This is a genomic window from Trinickia sp. (genome assembly GCF_051961175.1).
GTDB lineage: Bacteria > Pseudomonadota > Gammaproteobacteria > Burkholderiales > Burkholderiaceae > Trinickia.
This window is the reverse complement of record NZ_JBQCDN010000100.1, coordinates 1-18712: the sequence shown is the minus strand read 5'-3', so window position 1 is coordinate 18712 and position 18712 is coordinate 1. Positions and strand designations below refer to the sequence as shown.

Sequence of the window (18712 nt, the reverse complement as noted above, 5' to 3'; positions counted from 1 at the left end):
GAATTTCAGCGATGAACACCAGCAGCCGTTTCGCCTATGCCGTCCATATCCTGGCGCTGCTGTCGTTGCAGCATGGCGAGCCGTTGTCGTCGGAGATCATCGCCGGCAGCGTGAATACGAATCCGGCGTTAATCCGCCGGCTACTGTCGATGCTGGCGCAGGCGGGGCTTACCACCTCGCAGCTCGGCGCGGGCGGCGGTGCATTGCTCGCTCGCGCGCCGGGCGCGATTCGGCTTGTCGATGTCTATCGCGCGGTGGATGAGGCGCGTCTGTTCGGCCTGCATCGCGAGGCCCCGAACCCGGCCTGCTTGGTGGGCCGGCACATTCAGCAAGTGCTGGTAGGGATTGTCGACGACGCTCAGCAGGCGATGGAGGCATCCCTCGGGGCGCGCACGCTGGCGGATGTGACTGCGGGTGTGATCGAGGCCGAGCGGGCGATAAGTCCGCCGGAAGCAGGGCAACCGTAGGGCCGCTCGTCTTCTTTGCGTAGCGGCCGGCGTCGTGAACAAAGAAAGCTGTTTGATGTCAGCGAGAGGCGTGGCCTCTCTTTTTTCGAGCTGGAAATGTAACTACGTAAGTTACACATTACTTCGATAGGAGCTTTATATGCAACGTCGTCTGAAAATTGCGCTGTTCGGCGCCACCGGCATGATTGGATCGCGTATCGCGGCTGAAGCGCTCGCACGGGGGCATGAAGTCACGGCAATCTCGCGCAAGTCCGGGCCCGTGCAAGGATTGCCGCAGTTGCAGGTCATCGCAGGCGATGTGTTCGATGCGGCGCGCAACGCGGCGCAGATCGCCGGCTTTGACGCGATCGCGAGTGCCTATGGCCCCGCGCAGGAAGATCCGTCGAAAGTGATCGAGGCGGCGCGCTCGCTCATTGCGTTGGCGCGTGCATCGGGCGTCAAGCGGCTCGTGGCCGTGGGCGGTGCCGGTTCGTTGGAAGTTGCGCCTGGCAAGCAGCTTGTCGATACAGAAGGGTTCCCGGACGCCTATAAAGGCGTGGCGCTTGCGCATCGCGAGGCGCTGGGGGTCTATCGCTCGGCCGCCGATATCGATTGGACGTTTTTCGCACCCGCCGCGATGATCGCGCCGGGCACGAAGACGGGCATTTTCCGCACGGGCGCCGACACGCTGCTCGTCGATGCCAATGGCAATAGCAAGATTTCCGCCGAAGACTACGCGGTGGCGTTCGTCGACGAAATCGAGCAAGGCCGCTTCGTGCGGCACCTCGCGACGGTAGCGTATTGAGTGGTGGCGGGCCCCCTCAGTGCTGGCGTGTGTGCAGAGGGAGCCGCCTACCGCGGTATCGTTCGGCGCCCCGATTGCCCTCCATGAGGGTTCAGGTACTCGTCAGCGACAATACGTTCGTCATCGAAGCGTATGAATGCGGCCGACTTAGCGAGTGCGGTCCATGCTGGGCGAGTCTTGGTTCATCGACGCTATCAAAGCAGTCGGCGAACGTCCTCGGCATCAAGCCAAGCTGCTGTCTCCAAAAGACCAGCACGCCGCGCTCTCTCAATCAGTTCGTCGACTTGCCAAACCGGCTGCCGCTTGCGTGCGCGCATCTCGCGAAAAGCGCCCGCTGCACGCTTTTCGTTAAGGTCAATGAGGTCGCGCACGAATACGTCCGGATGGAGAACCTCGATCGCAAGCGCGTTGCGCAGGTGATCGCCCGCGAAGTCCTTCAGGTTGAACGTCACGATCGCGTCGGCGTGGGCAGCGACCGCCGCCATTACCACGTGACGATCTTTCGGATCAACAGGCAATATGTCTCCAGAATCTGACGGCACGTTGCGGACCAGGGCGTCAGGAAACGCCCGATCCATCGCTTGTCGCACAGCGTCGATCCGCGCCGCTGAGCCCTCTGCGGCGCCGCGGGCCCGAAGATGAGAGACGAGGTTGCCAGTCCACTCCGCATGAATCTTATCGGACCACTTGGGATTGTAGAAGCCGTTATCAGCCAGCGTCAGCAGCACGTCACGCGTGAACATCGGGAACAGCACGCACGCGTCCAGCACGACGGTGAATCGGTCGAACCCCAGCCTCACAGATCGTATCCACCGAGGGCTTCGCTTTGTGCCACCAACTCGTCGAGCGCCGCCTTGCGTTGCACCTGCATGGTTACTTTGTAGGCAAGCACGTCGTCCATCCGAATGCGGCGATGCCGCCCGACCTTGCGAAAAGGCAGATCGCCCGCTTCGAGCCGCGTGATCAGATAGGGACGCGATACGCCGAGCATGTCCGCCGCCTGCCCCGTTGTCAGTTCGGTCTCGGCTGGGTACAGCAGAAACGTCTGTTGGCTGGCCATCATGGCCAGTATCTTGGACAGCACCTGAAGGGTCGCCGGCGGCACGTCGATACGTGCGACATCGCCGCCTTCGCCTTCTTCCACGAGTGCCACGCGCGCGGCGCGGGAGTGATCTAGTGCCTCGCCCATCAGGCGACTGGCGCTCGCAAGCAACGCGGCTTGGTCGTCGGTGAGGTGGATTCGGTCGGGGGTGGCGGTGGTCATGGAAGGCTCCTTACAACGCAGTCAATGATATCCGTTGCGACCTATAAGCGCAACAGACGAAACATACGCAATAAACGAAATAAACTAAGCATGGTGGAACCACAGTGCGCCGATGTGCTGACGGACAGTCATTCGATCCATCGCGCCGATTCGTCTATCCTGCGGGACGTATTCGCCCGCCTGCCGTTATCCATGTTTGTTATGGACCGGTTCGAGTCAGGCCGCTACGAGGCGATTGACGTGTGTGGGCAGCCGCTCGCCGGATACGCCGTAGACATGCAGCGACACGGCAGGCCGGCTGCCGTCATTGCCGAGCCGATGGATGGCGTTTAATCCTGCCCGCACATAGGACACCGCGCCGGACTCGCGAGGCCGAGTGCGCGACGGCGCGGCGCAATCCGCGGCATCGTCCCACGCATACAGCGTTTCGTGAAGCACGCCATCGAGTACCGCATAGCCGCACCACGTGTGATGCGCGTGCACCGGGCTCGCCTGGCCCGGCTGCCAGACCAGCGCCGCGACGGCATAGCGGCCCTGCGGATCGGCCACCAGGACGTGACGCCGATAGCTATTCACCTCGCCTTCGCGCTGTGCCGAGGTCAGCAGTGTCTCTTCAGCCGCGGCTTGGGCCAGCGCAGCGCGCACGCGGCGCGCGAATTCGGGGCACTGCGAGCGAGCCGGGGCCGCACCGGGGGAAACGGCTGCGAACGCTTCGTCGAGCGCGTCGCGCAACCTCCGCACAGCGGCTACCGCTGTTTCCGTTTCGTCGATAGCGACAGTTCGCTGCATGCTCCGCTCGCCGCGGTGGAAGGACGCATCGGCATGGAGCACTTCGTGTGCAAAGACGTCGATGGTGGGATTCATGGTCCGTCGTCAGGTTGTTTTCATCTCCCATTTATATCGGTTTGTGCGCAAAAAGAGTTTCCCTATAATTCCCCCATCTCGCACCAGCGTAGAAGAAAATTCTATAGAGGATCAAAAATGGGAATGGATGCTATCGACCGAAAGCTCGTCGAGCTGCTTCAGGCCGATGCAACGCTGCCGATCGCCGAACTGGCCAGCCGGGTCAATCTCTCGCAAACCCCTTGTTGGAAGCGGGTGCAGCGGCTCAAGGAAGAGGGTGTCATTCGCGCGCAGGTCGCCCTGTGCGACGCGCGCAAGCTTGGCGTCGGCACCACCGTATTCGTCGCCGTGCGGACGAACCAGCATACGGAGGAGTGGGTCAAGCAGTTCGTGCAATTCGTGCGCGATATCCCGGAGGTGGTCGAAGCCTACCGGATGAGCGGTGAGACCGACTATATGTTGCGTATCGTCGCCGCCGACATCGACGACTTCGATCGCATTTACAAGCAGTTGATCCGAGCGGTGCCGCTGTTGGACGTCAGCTCCAGCTTCGCGATGGAGCAGATCAAGTACTCGACTGCGCTGCCTGTCAGATGACGCTCACGCCGATGCGCGTAGAATGCCGGCTTTCGTCTCACTCTTTTCAGTTGACGGCCGTCCTTGCCGGCGCCGCAACCTAGCATCCATGAACGACCCGCGCCAAACGAACAAATCGAACCCCACGACTCGCGTCGCCCTGTTCGTCGTCGTCGTTGTCCTGCTCGTGATTGCCACGTTCGTCATCAACGCGATCAAGGGCATCCGGGCGTACGACGAACAAAACGCCGCTGCACCGGCGGCAACGGCGAGCGGTGCGGTCGCCGCCACCGCGTCCGGCACTTCACAGTAAGCGAGCCCGTTCGAGCCGTCAGGCCTCGGGTAGATGAATCGCGCCCGCGTCCTTGCGAATCAGGAATGATGCGGCGAGCATTTGCTTGCATTGCAGCGCAAGCAGTTTGATTTCGCCGACGAATTCGCCTGGCTGTGTGCCAGCGCGTTCGATCTCCACGACCATCGTATCGAGCTCACGCGTGAGCTGTTTCGTCATCTCCGCTTGATCGACGGGCGGCGCTTCGCCCGTTTGCGCTCGGGCAATATTCTCGCGTACCGACGACAACGCGCGTTGCAGCGCCAGCGAGCCGTCGGGCTCGTGCTTGGCTACGCTGCGCAGGAGCGGCGCAGCCGCCGTGATATGCGCGGCCAGTACGTGGCTTTGAACAAGCAAATCGTTCAATTCGGGCACGAAGCGCTGCTGCGCCTTCGGTTCGAGCATCATGCGCCGGAACGCTTGCGCCAAATTCGCGAACGCGATGTGAACGTTCTTGCGCGCGAGCCGATAACGGAAATCGCGCTCGTCATCGCGTGCCGGTTCGGGCGGCAACCCCGTGGCTCGCTTATCGGCGGAGGCGGGCTGGGGCGCGGCGGGACGCTGGACGTTGCCCCACCACCAGGCGCTCTCCAGGTATTGCCGCGTCGCGGTCAGCATCTCCGACACCAGCTTGCCCATCAGTCGATACTCCCAATAGGGGAATAGATGACTGGCCGCGATGGCAAGCGCGCAACCGATGACGGTATCGATCGCCCGCTCGCCGATAATGCGCATGCTGCCCGGCGCGAGCAGGTGAAACAGCAGCAGAACATACGACGACGTGAATACGACGCTCGCCGCATAGTTGAACAGCAGCAAGCTGTAGCTCATCACCATCGAGGCGAACATGAAGACGAGCAAAATGGGCGGCGCCTTGACGAACCAGATCAACGCGAGGCTCGCCGCGCAACCGATCGCCGTGCCGACGATCCGCTGGGTATTGCGCTGCTTGGTGAGCGAGTAGCCCGGCTTCATGATGATCAGCGTCGTCATCACGATCCAATAGGCGTTCGTCAGCGGTAGCAGACGTCCGAGCCAGAATCCGATGGCCACTGCGATCGTCACGCGCAGCGCATGGCGAAAGCTCGGCGAGGCCATCGTCAGATTCGAGAAGATCTGCGGCAGCGGAACGCGCCGGCCCGACAGGAAGCGCATCAGCGTGTGATCGATGCGCAGCTCGGTGCGCACGTTCGGCGTTTCGCTGCCGACACTCTTTTTCATTTTGTCGATGAGGCGCACCGCGCTCCAGAGGCGCCGGAACGTGGCCGATGCCGCCGCGTACGCTTCCGGATTGCGCTCCGGCAGGGCTTGCTTGCGCATGAGTTCGATCTCGTACTCGATCGCGCGCATTTCCGCCTTGACGTGCACGTGCGATTCGGGCCGCCGGTTCTGCAGTACGGCGAGACCGATCTCTTCGAGACTGCTCGCCGCTTTGCGAATCAGATCGCGGAAGAACAGCATCAAATCGGCATTGCCGAATGTGCTGCGCATGAGCGGATAGTCCGTATGTGCTCCGACGAAGAGCTCGTGCAGATCCACCGTGTTGATGAACAAGTTGAAGAGTGTGACGCGGCGCGGATCGAGTTTGCCGCGGCGCAGTTTCGGCAGATTGCGCAAAACGATCGCGCGTGCGGCATCCTGCATCTCGACGGCTGTCGTCTGCTTTTCCACGAGACGCGTGTAGCACTCGTCGAGGTCCGCATCCACATCGTAGAAATCGGCGCGTGCGAGCAGGTAGTCGGCGCAGGCGAAGACGTTTTCCGCCAGCGCTTGCTGCTCGATCCGGTGCGCCTGCCATTGCGAAATCAACGTCGCCCAGTACGTATACCAGAGGCCGCCGAGCAGGATCCAACTGGCATTGGTGAGCGCTTTGAGCGGGGTGAAGTGCTCCTCGAGCGTCATCACCATCATGAACAGCGTGGCGAAGCTGATTTGCGGCCAGCGATTGCCGTACACGACAGTCAGCGAAAGCGCGAACGTCATCGCGACGACGGTCGCCCACAGCGCAAAGACGTTGAATGTCGCGAGCCCAGTTGCCAATGCGGCCACAAAACCAAGCACGCTACAGACGAGCATTTCATTGTGCTTGTACTTGAGCGGGCCGGGCATGTCGACCACACATGCGCCGAGCGCACCGGTGGAGATCGTGAAGCCGAGGTCGGCCTGATGGAAGACGACGAGGCACAGCACAGCCGGAAGCGATACGCCGATGGCGGTGCGCAGTCCACCAAAAAAATACTGGCTGTAGAGAAATTTTTCGATTTCTTTTGAATAGCGCATCGATCTCGAAGCGGGCAGCGGCAACGGGGAGGGGCTGGCGTGGAGTCTAACGTATTTCATGGGCGCCGGGCGGTGCGGGGCGGGTGCGCGTCTTGCACCGTGCGGCTTGGCATGGGGGGCTTGGCCCCTTGGCCTATCGTCGCGCCGCCGCATGCCCGGCCCGCCGCGCCTTTGCTATCCTGACGCTTTTCGCCGGCTGCTTGCGCCCGCTTGTCGGCTGAAGTTGCGCGAAGCTTCCATTCCAAGGGTTCATGCTCCAGCTTTTCTATTCGAACCGGTACGAAACGCTTGTCCAAGCGCTCGTCGAAGATCTCGCCGCCATGCCCACCGATCCATGGGCGAGCGAGGAAATCGTCGTGCCGAGCGCGGCGGTGCGGCGCCGGCTCGAACTCGAACTGGCTTCGCGCCGCGGCATCTGCGCGAATGTGAATTTCAGTTACCTCGCGCAGTGGCTGTGGGCGCAGATCGGCGGTGTGATCGACGTGCCCGCGCATTCGCCGCGGGGCGCCGGGCGGCGGGCCGGGCGGTGGGCTCTGCTGTTCGGGCGGGGCGGGCGGAGCTTGAATCCCCGGCGTCCGGATTGAGCGGCCGAGGCCGCCGCGTGGCTCGACTCGCCGCGCCTGCGCAGCTACCTCGCGGCGGCCGATGCGCCGATGCGCTACGAGCTGGCACGACGCGTGGCGACCGTCTTCGATCACTATCTGACTTACCGTCCCGAATGGCTCGCACGCTGGCAGCACGGGCAATCGATCTTCGACGCGGGCCCCGGTGGCGCGGCGCCGTCGCGCATCGGGAGCGTCAGCGCCGCCGCGCGCGAAGACGAGCGTTGGCAGGCAGGGCTGTGGCGCGCCTTGTTAGGCGAGCTTGCCGAGGCGAACGATGCGGGCGATCCGGGCCATGTGAGTCATGTGGACGATAGGGGACGGGCAGCCGATGCCGCACCGCCCGCGCATCGTTTCCTTGAACGGGTGCGCACGCTCGATCTCGACGCGGTCATGCGCGCGCGATGGCCGCAGGCCGTCAGTGTCTTTGCGTTGCCGACGATCGCACCGCTCCATATCGCGCTGTTGCGCGAGCTCTCGCGCTGGATCGACGTCCGCTTGTATGTGCTCAACCCGTGCCGGCAATTCTGGTTCGATATCGTCACGGAGAAGCGGGCACTCGCACTCGAGGCCGCCGATGCGCTCGATTTCCACGAAGTGGGCCATCCGTTGCTGGCGGAGTGGGGGCGCCAAACCCAGGCGCATTTGCATCTGCTGCATGAATTGACGGAAGGGGCGGCGTCGAGCGAGGCAACCCGCTTCGCCGAGAACGAGGCATCGCACTGGCTCGCCCGCGTCCAGAACGCCATGCTCGACCTGGTGCCGGAGGCGGACGATGGGAATGCGCAAGCCGGTGCCGATAACGATGAAAGCACCCACGGCATCGAAGTCCACGTCTGCCATAGCCTGTCGCGCCAACTCGAAGTGCTGCATGACCGGCTGCTCGGCTGGTTCGACGATGCGCGCGCCACCGCGGGCGATGCCTTGCCGGGCCTGCGCCCGGCCGATGTGCTCGTCGTCTGCCCCGATCTTGCGGCGGCGGCGCCGCTCATCGACGCCGTCTTCGGTACCACGTCGAACGACGACCGTGGCCGCATTCCCTATCGCATCACCGGTTTGCCGCCGTCGCAGGCCAATCCGATCGCGCGCGTGCTGCTCGATTGGCTCTCGTTGGCCGAGCGCGGCGTGGGTGCGCCGGAGCTCGTTGAATGGCTGCGCGTCGATGCCGTGGCCGCGCGTTACGGTATCGACGCCATCGCGCTCGACACGGCGCAGGGCTGGCTTGCGGCGGCCGGCGCGCGGCGCGGGCTGGCAAGTGAAGCGCCGGCGGGAGAGGGCGAGCCCGCGGCGCATGCAGTGACCGGCGCGCGCCACACGTTCGCCGACGCGCTGACCCGGCTGTTCCTCGGTTATGCGATGCCCGACGATGGCGAGCCCGTCGATGCGTGGCTGCCGGTTGCCGGGGCGCGCGGTGCCGATGCGCAATTGCTGGGGCGTCTCGCGCGCTTCGTCGACGATCTGTATGGCTTCGTGCGACGCTCGCGCGAGCCGATGGGCTGCGACGATTGGGGTCTGCTGCTGGCTGATGTTTTGGCGCGATCGTTCGATGCTTCGCCGCCGTTCGCCGACGCGCTGGCGAATGTGCGCGATGCCGTCGAAAAGGCGCTCGACGCCATGCGCGATGGTGCTCGCGACGCGCTGGCGCCGGCCGCCGTCGTGCGCGCGGCGCTCACGGTCGCGCTCGACGACGCCGCGCATGGCGGCGTGCCGTGGGGCGGCGTGACGTTCTCGTCGCTCACGAGCTTGCGCGGCCTGCCGTATCGCGCGATCTGCCTGATCGGAATGGACGACGGCGTCTTGCCGAGCCTGGCGCGGGCCGATGAATTCGACCTGATGGCCGTACTGCCGCAATTGGGCGATCGGCAACGGCGCGCCGACGAACGCAATCTGTTCCTCGATCTGCTGCTCGCGGCGCGCGAGCGGTTGTTGATCAGTTATACCGGACGCAGTATTCGAGACAACGCGCCGCTGCCGCCGGCCGCGCTCGTCGACGAATTGCTCGATCACCTCGCGCGCGCCAAGGCTGGCGACGGCGCATCGCCCGCCGCCCTCGAGGCGGCGCGGCGCTCGTTTATCGTCGATCATCCGCTGCAGCCATTTGCGGCCGCCTACTTCGCCGGCCACAACGGTGCGCTGTTCACCTACGACGCCGAACGCGCGCGGCTCGCGACGCAACTTGCGACCGACGCCGAACCGCTTTCGGCACGGTTCTTCGCCGGCCCGCTGCCGCCCGAGCCGGCCGAACCGGTTTCCTTCGCCGATTTTCAGCGGTTCTGGCAACATCCCGCGCGCGCTTTGCTGCGAGAGCGGCTTGGGGTGGTGCTCGAGAAGACGCAAGGTGAGTTGCTCGAAGTCGAGCCCTTCGAACTCGATTACACGGGCCGCGATGCGCTCGCCGAACGATTGCTGCCGCGGCTGATCGAGCGCGACGACGACATAGCGCGCGCACGCGCCTGGCGTGTCGCGCAAACGAGCCCCGAGCTGCCGGCCGGGGCCACGGGCGATGTACTCAAGCGGCGCGAGCTCGGTGCGCTGGCTCGCTTGGCGGCGGACGTACGCGGCGCGCTCGCGGGCGGTGCGGTGCGGTTGCCGTTCACGTTGCAGGTGGCGCCGCGCTGGCCGGACACCGAGGGCGTTGCGCTGTTCGGCGAACACGATGCCATGCTGCGTGAGGCATTGCTGGAGGCAGCCCCGTTGCACCTGCACGGCACATTGAATCGCGTGACCGATGGGGGCCAAGTACTCTATCGCTATGCGAGCCCGAACGCGCGCGAATATCTGAACGCGTGGCTCGCGCATCTCGCGTACTGCGCCGCACAGCCCGAGGGGCCGTGCCGCACGGTATGGTATGGCGCCACCGATCGCTTCGCATTCTCGCCTGTGCAGGCGCCGCTGGATCATCTCGGGCTGCTGGCCTCACTGTTCGTCGCGGGGCGGCGGCTGCCGCTGCGCTTTTTTCCCAAAAGCGCATGGGCCAAGGTGAATGGCGGCGATGCCGAGGCGCTGGGCGTCTGGATCAGCGACCGCGTGCGCGGCGAATCCGACGATCCCGTGCTCGCGATCGCCTGGCGCGGGCAAGACCTCACGCTCGACGAGCCGTTCGGCGCGCTGTCGCGCATCGTGTTCGAACCGATGAGGGCGCACCTGACCGGAGCCGACGCATGAGCGAGCGCGACCCTCTCACCGCTGTGTCTTCGCTGCCCGAGCCGCTCGACGTTTTCCGATGCGAGCTGGCGGGCGTCAATCAAATCGAAGCCTCGGCCGGTACCGGCAAAACCTGGAACATTTGCGCACTGTATGTGCGGCTCTTGCTCGAACGCGATCTTAACGCCGATCAGATTCTCGTCGTCACGTTCACGAAAGCGGCCACCGCCGAGCTGCACGAGCGGATTCGAGGCCGCCTTGCCGAGCTGGCTCGCGCGATCGAGCGCTCCGACGACTGCGACGATCCGCCGGCGGATCCTTTTGTCGCGCAATTGCTCGCGACGACGCTCGGCCCCGGCGGGCTCGATCGGGCGCTGGCCGGCAAGCGCATTCGCCGCGCATTGTCGACGTTCGATCAAGCGGCGATCCATACCATCCATGCGTTTTGTCAGCGTGCGTTGCAGGAGGCGCCGTTCGCGGCCGCGATGCCGTTCGCGTTCGAGATGGAAGCCGACGACGCATCGCTGCGGTTCGAGCTGGCTTTCGATTTTTGGCGCGAACGCGTCGAGCCCGTTGCGGCCGCCTATCCCGCGTTCGCCGCGTGGCTCGTCGCGCGCGGCGCTACGCCGCTGGAACTCGACGCGCAGCTCGCGCGCCGGTTGAAAAAGCCGCTCGCACAGTTGCGCTGGGGGGCGTCGGGCACCACAGCGCCCACGCTCGAACCACCGGACGGCGACGATGCGCGGGCACGCTTCGATGCGGCTTGTGCGCTTTGGCACGCCGAGCGCGAATCGATCGAACGATTGCTCGAAGACGTGCGGGCGGCGCTTAAGCAAACGACGCACAAACCCGATGCCATACGCGCGGCGCTCGATGCATGGAGCCGCTATTTCGCGGAAGGCGATTGTCATGCGGTGCCTGCGCGCGAAGCCTTGAAGCTGACCGCGACGGCGCTCGCCAAGGCAACCAAGGTGAAATGCGTGCCGCCCGAGCATCCGTTCTTCGTGCTCGCCGACACGCTCGCGTCCGCCGCCGAGGCGTTGGACGCGGCGCATCGCAGGCGCTGGCTCGCCTTGCTGGCCGTGTGGCTGGACGACGGCCCGCGCGCGCTCGCGGCGATGAAACGCACGCGCCGGCTCGCCTCGTTCGACGATTTGCTCGCGAATCTGCACGGCGCGCTGAGCGAACATCCCTGGTTGGCCGACACGCTGCGCGCACGTTATCCGGCCGCGCTGATCGACGAGTTCCAGGATACGGACCCGCTGCAATTCGCGATCTTCGAGTGCATTTTCGCGGGCCCGGGCGGCGACGGCCAGGTGGGGCCGCTTTTTCTCGTGGGCGATCCGAAACAAGCGATCTACAGCTTTCGTGCCGCCGATCTGCACACGTATCTGGCCGCACGCCACGCCGCCACGGCGCGCTATACGCTCGCCGTCAACCAGCGTTCGACGGCACCGCTCGTCGCCGCGTGCAATCGGATCTTCAGCGCCAACCCGCGCGCGTTCGTGCTCGAAGGGCTCGACTATGCGCCGGTGCAAGCGGCCGCGCGCGAGCGTGCCCCGCTGATCGACGACGCCGATCCCGCGCGCGAGCAAGGTGCCGACGGTGCGCTGCGCGTGTGGATGCTGCCCTCGGGCGAGGCGACGCTGCTCAAGCGCGACGCACAGCGATCGGCGGCTGAAGCGTGCGCGCAGGAAATCGTGCGCCTGCTGCGCGGCGCGCGCGACGGTAGCGTCGCGCTTGGCGCCGTGCCGCTCGCGCCGGCCGACATCGCCGTCCTCGTGCGCACGCACAAGCAGGGCAGCTTGATGAAACGCGTGCTCGCCGCGTGGGGCGTGGGCAGCGTCGAACTCGCGCAATCATCGGTGTTTGCGACGCTCGATGCCGAGCAGTTGGAACGCGTCCTCTCGGCCGTGGATGCGCCTGGCGACTTGCGTCGATTAAGGGCGGCACTGGCCGCCGATTGGTTTGGCCTGGACGCGCACGCGCTGGCGCGCTTGGCGCAGCTTGCCGATGCGCCCGCGCAGGTGCACGCAGACGACGCGACGGCCTGGGTCGAGCGATTCTCGCGCTACCGATCGCTCTGGCTCGAACGCGGCTTCGCGACGATGTGGAGAACGATGACGCGCGAGCTGGGCGTGGGCGAGCGGCTCATCGCGGGCCGCGAGGGCGAGCGGCGTTTCACGGACGTGAATCACTTGGCGGAATTGGCTGCCGCGCGGGCGGCCCTTCATCCCGGCATCACTCCGACATTGCGTTGGCTTGCGGCCGAGCGCGCGCGCGGAGGCGGCGAGGAAGCGCAATTGCGACTCGAATCGGATCGCGACCTCGTCCAGATCGTGACGGTCCACAAGTCGAAAGGGCTGGAATATGCCGTCGTGTTTTGTCCGTTCCTCGGCGACGGCGCACGCATGTCGGGGGCGAGTTCGGGCCTGCCCGATGCGAGCGAGTATCACGACGAAGCGCCGACAGGTGCGCGCGCTGTCCTGCATTACGGCTGCGAAGGTGCCGAAGCCGAGCGTGCAGAGGCCGAAGCCGCGCGCGAGGAAGCCGCCGAGCGTGCCCGGCTCGTCTACGTCGCGCTGACGCGAGCCGTTCATCGCTGCTATCTCGTCGCCGGGGCGTATCTGTCCTCGCGTTCGACGAAAGAGTCGCGCCGCAGCGTGCTCAATTGGCTCGTTGCGGGCGATGGCCGCGCGTTCGAAACGTGGGCCGACGATCCACCTGACGACAGCGCGATCGAAGCGGCCTGGGGCTCGCTGGCCGACGCCGCGATCACGCTCGCGCCGTTGCCCGCGCCGGCCAGACGCGTGCCGCTTGCGAGGGAGACCGCATCGAGCAGACGGCTCACGGCGCGCAAGCCGCACCGTCCGCTGAGCGAGAGTTGGCGCATTGCGAGCTTCAGCTCGCTGGCGGCGGCCGGCGCCCGGCATGCGAACGAGACGATCGACGACGAACCGAGGCCCGATCACGATGCGTTCGCCGCCGCTCAGCAGGCGGCGGGCGTCACCGCAACGGCCGAGCCGGCATGGGCGCCGCCGAACGCACAGCCTGCACTTGCAGCAGCCGAACCGCGCGACGCCGACGATATCCTGGCATTCCCGCGCGGGGCGGCGGCAGGCGAATGCTTGCACCGCATGTTCGAATTGGCGGACTTCTCCCAGTCTTCCACGTGGCCTGTTGCGATCGAGCGCGCGCTGTTCGAGCGGCCCGTTGCCGCGGATGCCGAAACGGCGGCACGGCTGCCGGCGATGATGGCGCGGTTGATGGCCGACGTGACGGCCGCGGAAGTTGCGCCCGGCATGACGCTGGCGGCGCTCGATCCCGCGCGGCGGCTGACCGAATGGCCGTTTCTGTTCGCGTCGCCCGCGCTCGAGTTGTCCGCCTTGCGGGGCTTGCTGGCCCGTTACGGGTATCCCGACGTGGCGCTCGAAGCGGGAACGCTCGCGGGCTACGTGAAAGGGTTCATCGATTTGGTGGTCGAGCACGAGGGCCGGTTTTGGATCATCGATTGGAAGTCGAATCATCTGGGTGCGGGTTGTCCCGATTACGGCGCGGCCGCGCTCGAAGCGGCAATGGCGCACCATGCGTACCATCTGCAAGCGCTGCTCTATACAGTTGCACTTCATCGCTACCTGAAGGCGCGTCGGCCGGGCTACGACTACGATGCGCATATCGGCGGCTACAGCTACCTGTTCGTGCGCGGCGTGCGGCCGGGGTGGCGCGATGGGGCGGTGCCGGCCGGCGTGCATGCGCGCAAGCCCGCGCGCGAATTGATCGAAGCGCTCGATGCGCTGATGGGCGCGGGGCGGGTATCGTGACCGTCACCCGTCTACGGAGGTTTGCATGAGCACGACGCCCGCAGCTTCGTTGCGGCCCGCGTTCGCCAGCGAGGGCGGAGAATTCGGCGCCGCGCTGGCCGAAGGGTTCGCGCGCCGGCTTGGCGCGCTCGCCGCGCGATTGGGCGCCGCTCCCGCTGCGGTGACGTGGGCGCGTCGCGCCGCGTTCGCGGCCAGTCGCGCCACCGCTGCGGGGCATGTCTGCGTCTCGCTCGCGCGCCTGGCCGGGCGCTACGGCGATACGCTCGATGTTGCCGCCGCGGCGCTGCGTTCGAGCGGTGTTGTCTCGGACGGCTCCGAGGACGCCGCGGCATTGCGGCCGCTCGTTGTCGATGCGGGCGGCCGGCTTTATCTGGCCCGCTATTACGACGACGAGCGGCGGCTGGCGGCTGCCGTCGTGGGGCACGCGAGCGCGCTCGCCGGAACGAACGCGCGCCATGCGCCTCGCACGCCGGATCGCGACGCTGCCATGCTCGAAGCTCGGCTCACGCGCTTTTTCGGGCCGCCCGATCCGAGCGAAGTCGATTGGCAGCGCGCGGCGGCTGCCTTGTCGCTGTCGGGCCGGCTGACGGTTGTGAGCGGCGGGCCCGGCACCGGTAAAACGACGACCGTCGTTGGCATGCTGGCCTGTTTGCTCGACGCGCATCCCGCGCTGACGATCGCATTGGCCGCGCCGACCGGCAAGGCGGCGCAACGGATGCAGGAAGCGCTGCTCGCGCGTGCGACAAGTTTGCCCGACGAGATCGCGGCACGATTGCCGCGCACGTCGCAGACGCTGCATCGGCTGCTCGGTCTCGGACAAGGCACGCGGGCGCGTTACGGCCGCGACAATCCGCTGCCGTACGACGTGCTCGTGATCGACGAAGCGTCGATGATCGACGTGACGCTGGCTGCCCAACTGTTCGATGCGCTCGCCCCGGAGACGCGCCTGGTTCTGCTCGGCGATAAGGATCAGCTCGCGGCGGTGGAGGCGGGTGCCGTGTTCGCCGAACTCAGTGCCTGCCCATCGTTCAGCGAAGCCGGTATCGCCCGTATCGCCCGTGCCACGGGTGTCGATGCGGTGCGTGTCCAAGCCGTGCTGCCGCATCCCGATCGCGACATGGCCACGCGCGCCGCGGATTCCTCGTCGCTGGACACGCTGTCCGGCGACGAAGAAGCATTCGCGCTGTTCGACGAGCTTGAGTCGTCGGTACCGGCCGAGGATCCCTGGGCCTGGACGGGCCTGGCGGAAGCCGATGCCGCGTACGCCGGCGACGGCGTGACGGCCGAGCGCGACGCGCCGAATTCATTCGGCCGCGACGACGAACCGGGCGATGCGCAACCGGGAAGCCCGGTGTACGCGCAGGCAGGCGACGGCCGCTCGTCGACACCGGTACGTGCAACGGCGCCAGCACTCGCACCGGTGCCGCTCGTCGATTGCGTGATCTGGCTCGAGCGCAACTATCGCTTCGGGCTCGATTCGGCGATCGGCCGGCTCTCGCTGGCGATTCGGCGCGGCGACGTCGAAGCCGCGCTCGATTCGCTCGGCGCGAAGCAGGTAACGGCCGAGCCCGATCTGTTCAGCGCATTCGGTGACGCCAATGACGATCGCGATATGCCGAGCCCTGACGCGCCGGCGGTGCTCGATGAGGACGCCGGCCCATCGTTGGCACCGGGCACGCTTGCCCGTCTGGCGCAGGGCTTTACGCCCTATGTGCAGGCATTGACGACGGCGCTTGCGCAGCCGCAGCCCGATTGCGCGCCGTTGTTCGACGCGTTGAACGCATTTCGCATCCTCTGCGCGACGCGGCTGGGCGCGCGCGGCGTCGAAGCACTGAACGCCCAGATGGCCGATTCCGTCCGGCGCGCGGCGCGCGTCCCGCTCTGGGTCGGCACGAACTGGTTCGCCGGACGCCCGGTGATGGTCTCGCGCAACGATTACGCATTGGGCTTGTTCAACGGTGATATCGGCATTGCGCTGCCCACGCGCGAGGGACAACTGCGCGTATACTTCCGCGCGGCCGACGGCGGCGTGAGAGCGGTGACGCCCGCCGCGCTGCCGCCGCACGATACGGCGTTCGCCTTGACCGTTCATAAATCGCAGGGCTCCGAGTTCGATCATGCGGCGCTTGTATTGCCCGCATCGAAGAGCCGGGTGCTCACGCGCGAGCTCGTCTACACGGCGATCACGCGCGCGCGCAGGACCGTTCGCATCGTGGGCGGACGCGACGTCCTCGCCAGCGCCGTCGCTACGCCGACGCGGCGCGATTCGGGATTGTTCGCCCGCATGCAGGAGGCGCAATGACATTGCGATATCACGTGTTACCCGACGAAGTGGAGTTGACGGCCGTCCGTGCTCAAGGCGCGGGCGGGCAAAACGTCAACAAGGTATCAAGTGCGATTCATCTGCGCTTCGACATTCGGGCATCGTCCCTTCCCGATGCATTGAAGCTGCGGCTGCTCGCGCTCGACGATCGCCGCATTACGCGAGAGGGTGTTGTCGTCCTCAAGGCGCAGGAATACCGCACGCAGGAGATGAACCGAACCGCGGCGGTAGCGCGGCTCGAGGCGTTGATCGCAAGCGTCAGCGTGACGCGGCGCGCGCGCATTCCGACGCGACCAACGCGTGCCTCGACCGTCCGGCGCCTCGACAGCAAGACGCATCGTTCGAGCGTGAAAGCAGGGCGCGGCCGCGTCGTGGAATGAGGCCGGCAACGCCGCGAGCGCGGGCCCCCTCGCTCCGTCCGCTTAGTCGTCGCGTTTCGGTGTCGTCTGCACGCTCGCGACGAAATCGACGCAAAACACTTCCAATTCGCCGCCTCGCTCGATCGTGACAGCGGCGGTATAGCAATCCTTGCCTTCGGTCAACGAATAGTGCGGCCCCATGACGGCGACGCGCCCGGGCGCGGCCAGCGCGCGTTTGAAGTAGGCGCGCCGCGACCAGTTGCTTGCCGTGTCGGGAAAGAGCGGGGCCATGCGTGCCGCCTCGGCTTGCGGTTCCGAGGCAATCGACGGTTGATGCTGATCGCCATGGCGATCGACGACGAACACGCGTCGCGCCCAGGGGCTGCGGAACGTGTGCCGTGCGGCGAGCATGAGACTGTCGGTGGCCCTATAGGCGCGTGCGCCGCTGAGCACCGCCTCCTCGACGCTGCCGAATTCGACGGGCATGCCCGGCAGGGCAAGCGAACGCGCGTGAAAGCGCTGCCACATCGATTCGATGCGGCCGGGTGCATCGCTGCTGGCGTCCGCGATCGAGAGGTTCGGCCTGCCGAGCCAGAAGCCCTGAACAAAATCGACATCGGCTTCCATCAGCGTCATCAATTCGTCCTCGGATTCGACGCCTTCGCCGAGCACCATCGTGCCCGCCCGGTGCAGCATCGTCACGAGCTGCGTGGCGAACTGAGGATCGGCCCCCGGCGCCGCGATGCGCGAGACGAGAGAGCGGTCGAGCTTGACGATATCGGGGCGCATGCGCCAGATCCGATCGAAGTTGGAGAAACCGGTGCCGAAATCGTCGATGGCGATCAGCATGTCCTGTTCGCGCAGCGCCTCGACGATCCGTTCGAAGTTGAGTTCGTCGGTACTCGGTTGTTCGATCAGCTCCACCACCAGCCGATGATGCGGGATGCCGAAGTAGTCGCACAGCTCGTCGGTGAATGCCCGATGATTCGGCGTGACCCGCAGCAATTGAGGCAGGGCGTTGACGAACAGCCAGCCCGTCTCGATATTTTGTTCGGCGAAGTTCGCGAAATGCACGCAGCGGGTGAGCCGTTCGAGCGCGAGCGCGGGCCCCGTCGCTTTGGCCCGGGCGAACAGCTGATCGGGCGCGATGGCTTGTCCGTTCGCATCGGTGGCGCGCAGCAACGCCTCATAGCCGACGACGCGCTTATGAGTGATCGAGACGATGCTTTGGAAGGCGCTGCGCAGCGTCACGCCTTGATAGACGATGTGCCACCCGCGGCTGTCGCGAATGAGGTGCGGCAAGATGCCCGCGAGTGTCAGATCGCGCTTTGACGACATGCTAAGCGACGCCCGTCCCCGCGCAGTGGCCAAGCGCGGTGGGCGCCGTGCCAGACGCGGAAAGAGATCGTGCCGCTCGCGTACGACGAGCCGCTCGATCGGTAGCGAACGGAAAGACTTGGCATGTCGGACGTAGTCCATATGACGAAAGGGCAGTGTAACAAAGGTGGGCCGAAGCAACGAGCCCAGCGTAAAACCGTGCCAGGTGGGACGAACGTGCGGTGACAGACCGAGGAGGGAAGACGAGCGGGGCGCGCACGCGCCCAGTGTTAAGCGCCGTACTTTCGGCGGAGAAGAAAAGGCGGGGAAAAAGGGTTTCCCCGGGGTGGGGGGGGGGGGGGGGGGGGCCCCCCCCCCGCCCCCCCCCCCCCTGCCCCCCCCCCGGGCCCGCCCCCCACGCCAGGTGATGCACCACCGCGGCCGGGCGGGCGGCGCGGGCGCCCCCGGGCGGCCGCCGGGTGATCAAGCCCCCTCGGCCCGGCCGGTGCCAGGAGGGGGGGGGGGGGGGGGGGGGGGGGGGGGCGCCGCGCCCCCCCCCCCACCCACCCCGGGGAAACCCTTTTTCCCCGCCTTTTCTTCT

The 18712-nt window shown here is 66.2% G+C and carries 12 protein-coding genes and 1 pseudogene; 8 read left to right on the top strand and 5 right to left on the bottom strand.

The genetic code is table 11. The features are described 5' to 3' along the window. Nucleotides 1–11 precede the first annotated feature (11 nt). Together ACTHL0_RS05215 and ACTHL0_RS05210 are read left to right on the top strand one after the other, a co-directional pair. Nucleotides 12–467 (top strand): Rrf2 family transcriptional regulator, encoded by a 456-nt coding sequence (locus ACTHL0_RS05215; RefSeq protein WP_440565529.1) that lies wholly within the window; start codon nt 12–14, stop codon nt 465–467. 139 nt (nt 468–606) lie between these two features. Continuing rightward, nucleotides 607–1251: an NAD(P)-dependent oxidoreductase gene (locus ACTHL0_RS05210; protein WP_440565527.1), complete on the top strand. Its 645-nt coding sequence runs from the start codon at nt 607–609 to the stop codon at nt 1249–1251. A gap of 194 nt (nt 1252–1445) precedes the next feature. On the opposite strand, the gene ACTHL0_RS05205 is transcribed toward ACTHL0_RS05210, so the two are convergent. The 3 genes from ACTHL0_RS05205 to ACTHL0_RS05195 form a co-directional block, all read right to left on the bottom strand. Further along, the gene (locus ACTHL0_RS05205; RefSeq protein WP_440565526.1) at nt 1446–2051 is read right to left on the bottom strand and encodes a PIN domain-containing protein; all 606 of its coding nucleotides are present in this window, start codon (nt 2049–2051) and stop codon (nt 1446–1448) included. Further along, a complete protein-coding gene (locus ACTHL0_RS05200; RefSeq protein WP_440565525.1) occupies nt 2048–2515 on the bottom strand; it encodes a helix-turn-helix domain-containing protein in 468 nt (155 codons plus the stop codon). The genes ACTHL0_RS05205 and ACTHL0_RS05200 overlap by 4 nt, the downstream gene beginning before the upstream one ends. 216 nt (nt 2516–2731) lie before the next feature. Continuing rightward, complete coding sequence (locus tag ACTHL0_RS05195) at nt 2732–3379, bottom strand: cysteine dioxygenase (RefSeq protein WP_440565524.1); 648 nt, start codon at nt 3377–3379, stop codon at nt 2732–2734. A gap of 123 nt (nt 3380–3502) precedes the next feature. Between ACTHL0_RS05195 and ACTHL0_RS05190 the strand changes: the two genes are divergently transcribed. Then, nucleotides 3503–3955 carry an Lrp/AsnC family transcriptional regulator gene (locus ACTHL0_RS05190; RefSeq protein WP_440565528.1) on the top strand — a complete coding sequence of 151 codons (453 nt, stop codon included), beginning with the start codon at nt 3503–3505 and terminating at the stop codon, nt 3953–3955. A gap of 88 nt (nt 3956–4043) precedes the next feature. Continuing rightward, nucleotides 4044–4247 (top strand): hypothetical protein, encoded by a 204-nt coding sequence (locus ACTHL0_RS05185; protein ID WP_440565523.1) that lies wholly within the window; start codon nt 4044–4046, stop codon nt 4245–4247. Between the two features lie 18 nt (nt 4248–4265). On the opposite strand, the gene ACTHL0_RS05180 is transcribed toward ACTHL0_RS05185, so the two are convergent. Next, the gene (locus tag ACTHL0_RS05180) at nt 4266–6545 is read right to left on the bottom strand and encodes an FUSC family protein (RefSeq protein WP_440565522.1); all 2280 of its coding nucleotides are present in this window, start codon (nt 6543–6545) and stop codon (nt 4266–4268) included. 251 nt (nt 6546–6796) lie between these two features. On the opposite strand from ACTHL0_RS05180, the pseudogene recC reads away from it, so the two are divergent. The 4 genes and pseudogenes from recC to arfB all read left to right on the top strand — a co-directional run bounded on the left by recC (nt 6797) and on the right by arfB (nt 16815). Next, nucleotides 6797–10312, top strand: a pseudogene (gene recC, locus ACTHL0_RS05175) (exodeoxyribonuclease V subunit gamma). After that, nucleotides 10309–14112, top strand: coding sequence for an exodeoxyribonuclease V subunit beta (gene recB / locus ACTHL0_RS05170; protein WP_440565521.1), 3804 nt, complete (start codon nt 10309–10311; stop codon nt 14110–14112). The pseudogene recC and the gene recB overlap by 4 nt, the downstream one beginning before the upstream one ends. Before the next feature lie 25 nt (nt 14113–14137). Then, complete coding sequence (locus ACTHL0_RS05165) at nt 14138–16414, top strand: AAA family ATPase (protein ID WP_440565520.1); 2277 nt, start codon at nt 14138–14140, stop codon at nt 16412–16414. After that, the gene (gene arfB / locus ACTHL0_RS05160; protein ID WP_440565519.1) at nt 16411–16815 is read left to right on the top strand and encodes an alternative ribosome rescue aminoacyl-tRNA hydrolase ArfB; all 405 of its coding nucleotides are present in this window, start codon (nt 16411–16413) and stop codon (nt 16813–16815) included. Before ACTHL0_RS05165 ends, arfB begins: the two co-directional genes overlap by 4 nt. 42 nt (nt 16816–16857) lie before the next feature. Here arfB and ACTHL0_RS05155 read toward each other — a convergent pair whose 3' ends face one another. Further along, nucleotides 16858–18132 carry a sensor domain-containing phosphodiesterase gene (locus ACTHL0_RS05155; RefSeq protein ID WP_440565518.1) on the bottom strand — a complete coding sequence of 425 codons (1275 nt, stop codon included), beginning with the start codon at nt 18130–18132 and terminating at the stop codon, nt 16858–16860. Nucleotides 18133–18712 lie beyond the last annotated feature (580 nt).

Coding starts and splice junctions, on each gene's coding strand:
- ACTHL0_RS05215 (WP_440565529.1), top strand. CDS start 12: ATGAACACCAGCAGCCGTTTCGCCTATGCCGTCCATATCCTGGCGCTG.
- ACTHL0_RS05210 (WP_440565527.1), top strand. CDS start 607: ATGCAACGTCGTCTGAAAATTGCGCTGTTCGGCGCCACCGGCATGATT.
- ACTHL0_RS05200 (WP_440565525.1), bottom strand. CDS start 2,515: ATGACCACCGCCACCCCCGACCGAATCCACCTCACCGACGACCAAGCC.
- ACTHL0_RS05195 (WP_440565524.1), bottom strand. CDS start 3,379: ATGAATCCCACCATCGACGTCTTTGCACACGAAGTGCTCCATGCCGAT.
- ACTHL0_RS05190 (WP_440565528.1), top strand. CDS start 3,503: ATGGATGCTATCGACCGAAAGCTCGTCGAGCTGCTTCAGGCCGATGCA.
- ACTHL0_RS05185 (WP_440565523.1), top strand. CDS start 4,044: ATGAACGACCCGCGCCAAACGAACAAATCGAACCCCACGACTCGCGTC.
- ACTHL0_RS05180 (WP_440565522.1), bottom strand. CDS start 6,545: ATGCGCTATTCAAAAGAAATCGAAAAATTTCTCTACAGCCAGTATTTT.
- recB (WP_440565521.1), top strand. CDS start 10,309: ATGAGCGAGCGCGACCCTCTCACCGCTGTGTCTTCGCTGCCCGAGCCG.
- ACTHL0_RS05165 (WP_440565520.1), top strand. CDS start 14,138: ATGAGCACGACGCCCGCAGCTTCGTTGCGGCCCGCGTTCGCCAGCGAG.
- arfB (WP_440565519.1), top strand. CDS start 16,411: ATGACATTGCGATATCACGTGTTACCCGACGAAGTGGAGTTGACGGCC.
- ACTHL0_RS05155 (WP_440565518.1), bottom strand. CDS start 18,132: ATGTCGTCAAAGCGCGATCTGACACTCGCGGGCATCTTGCCGCACCTC.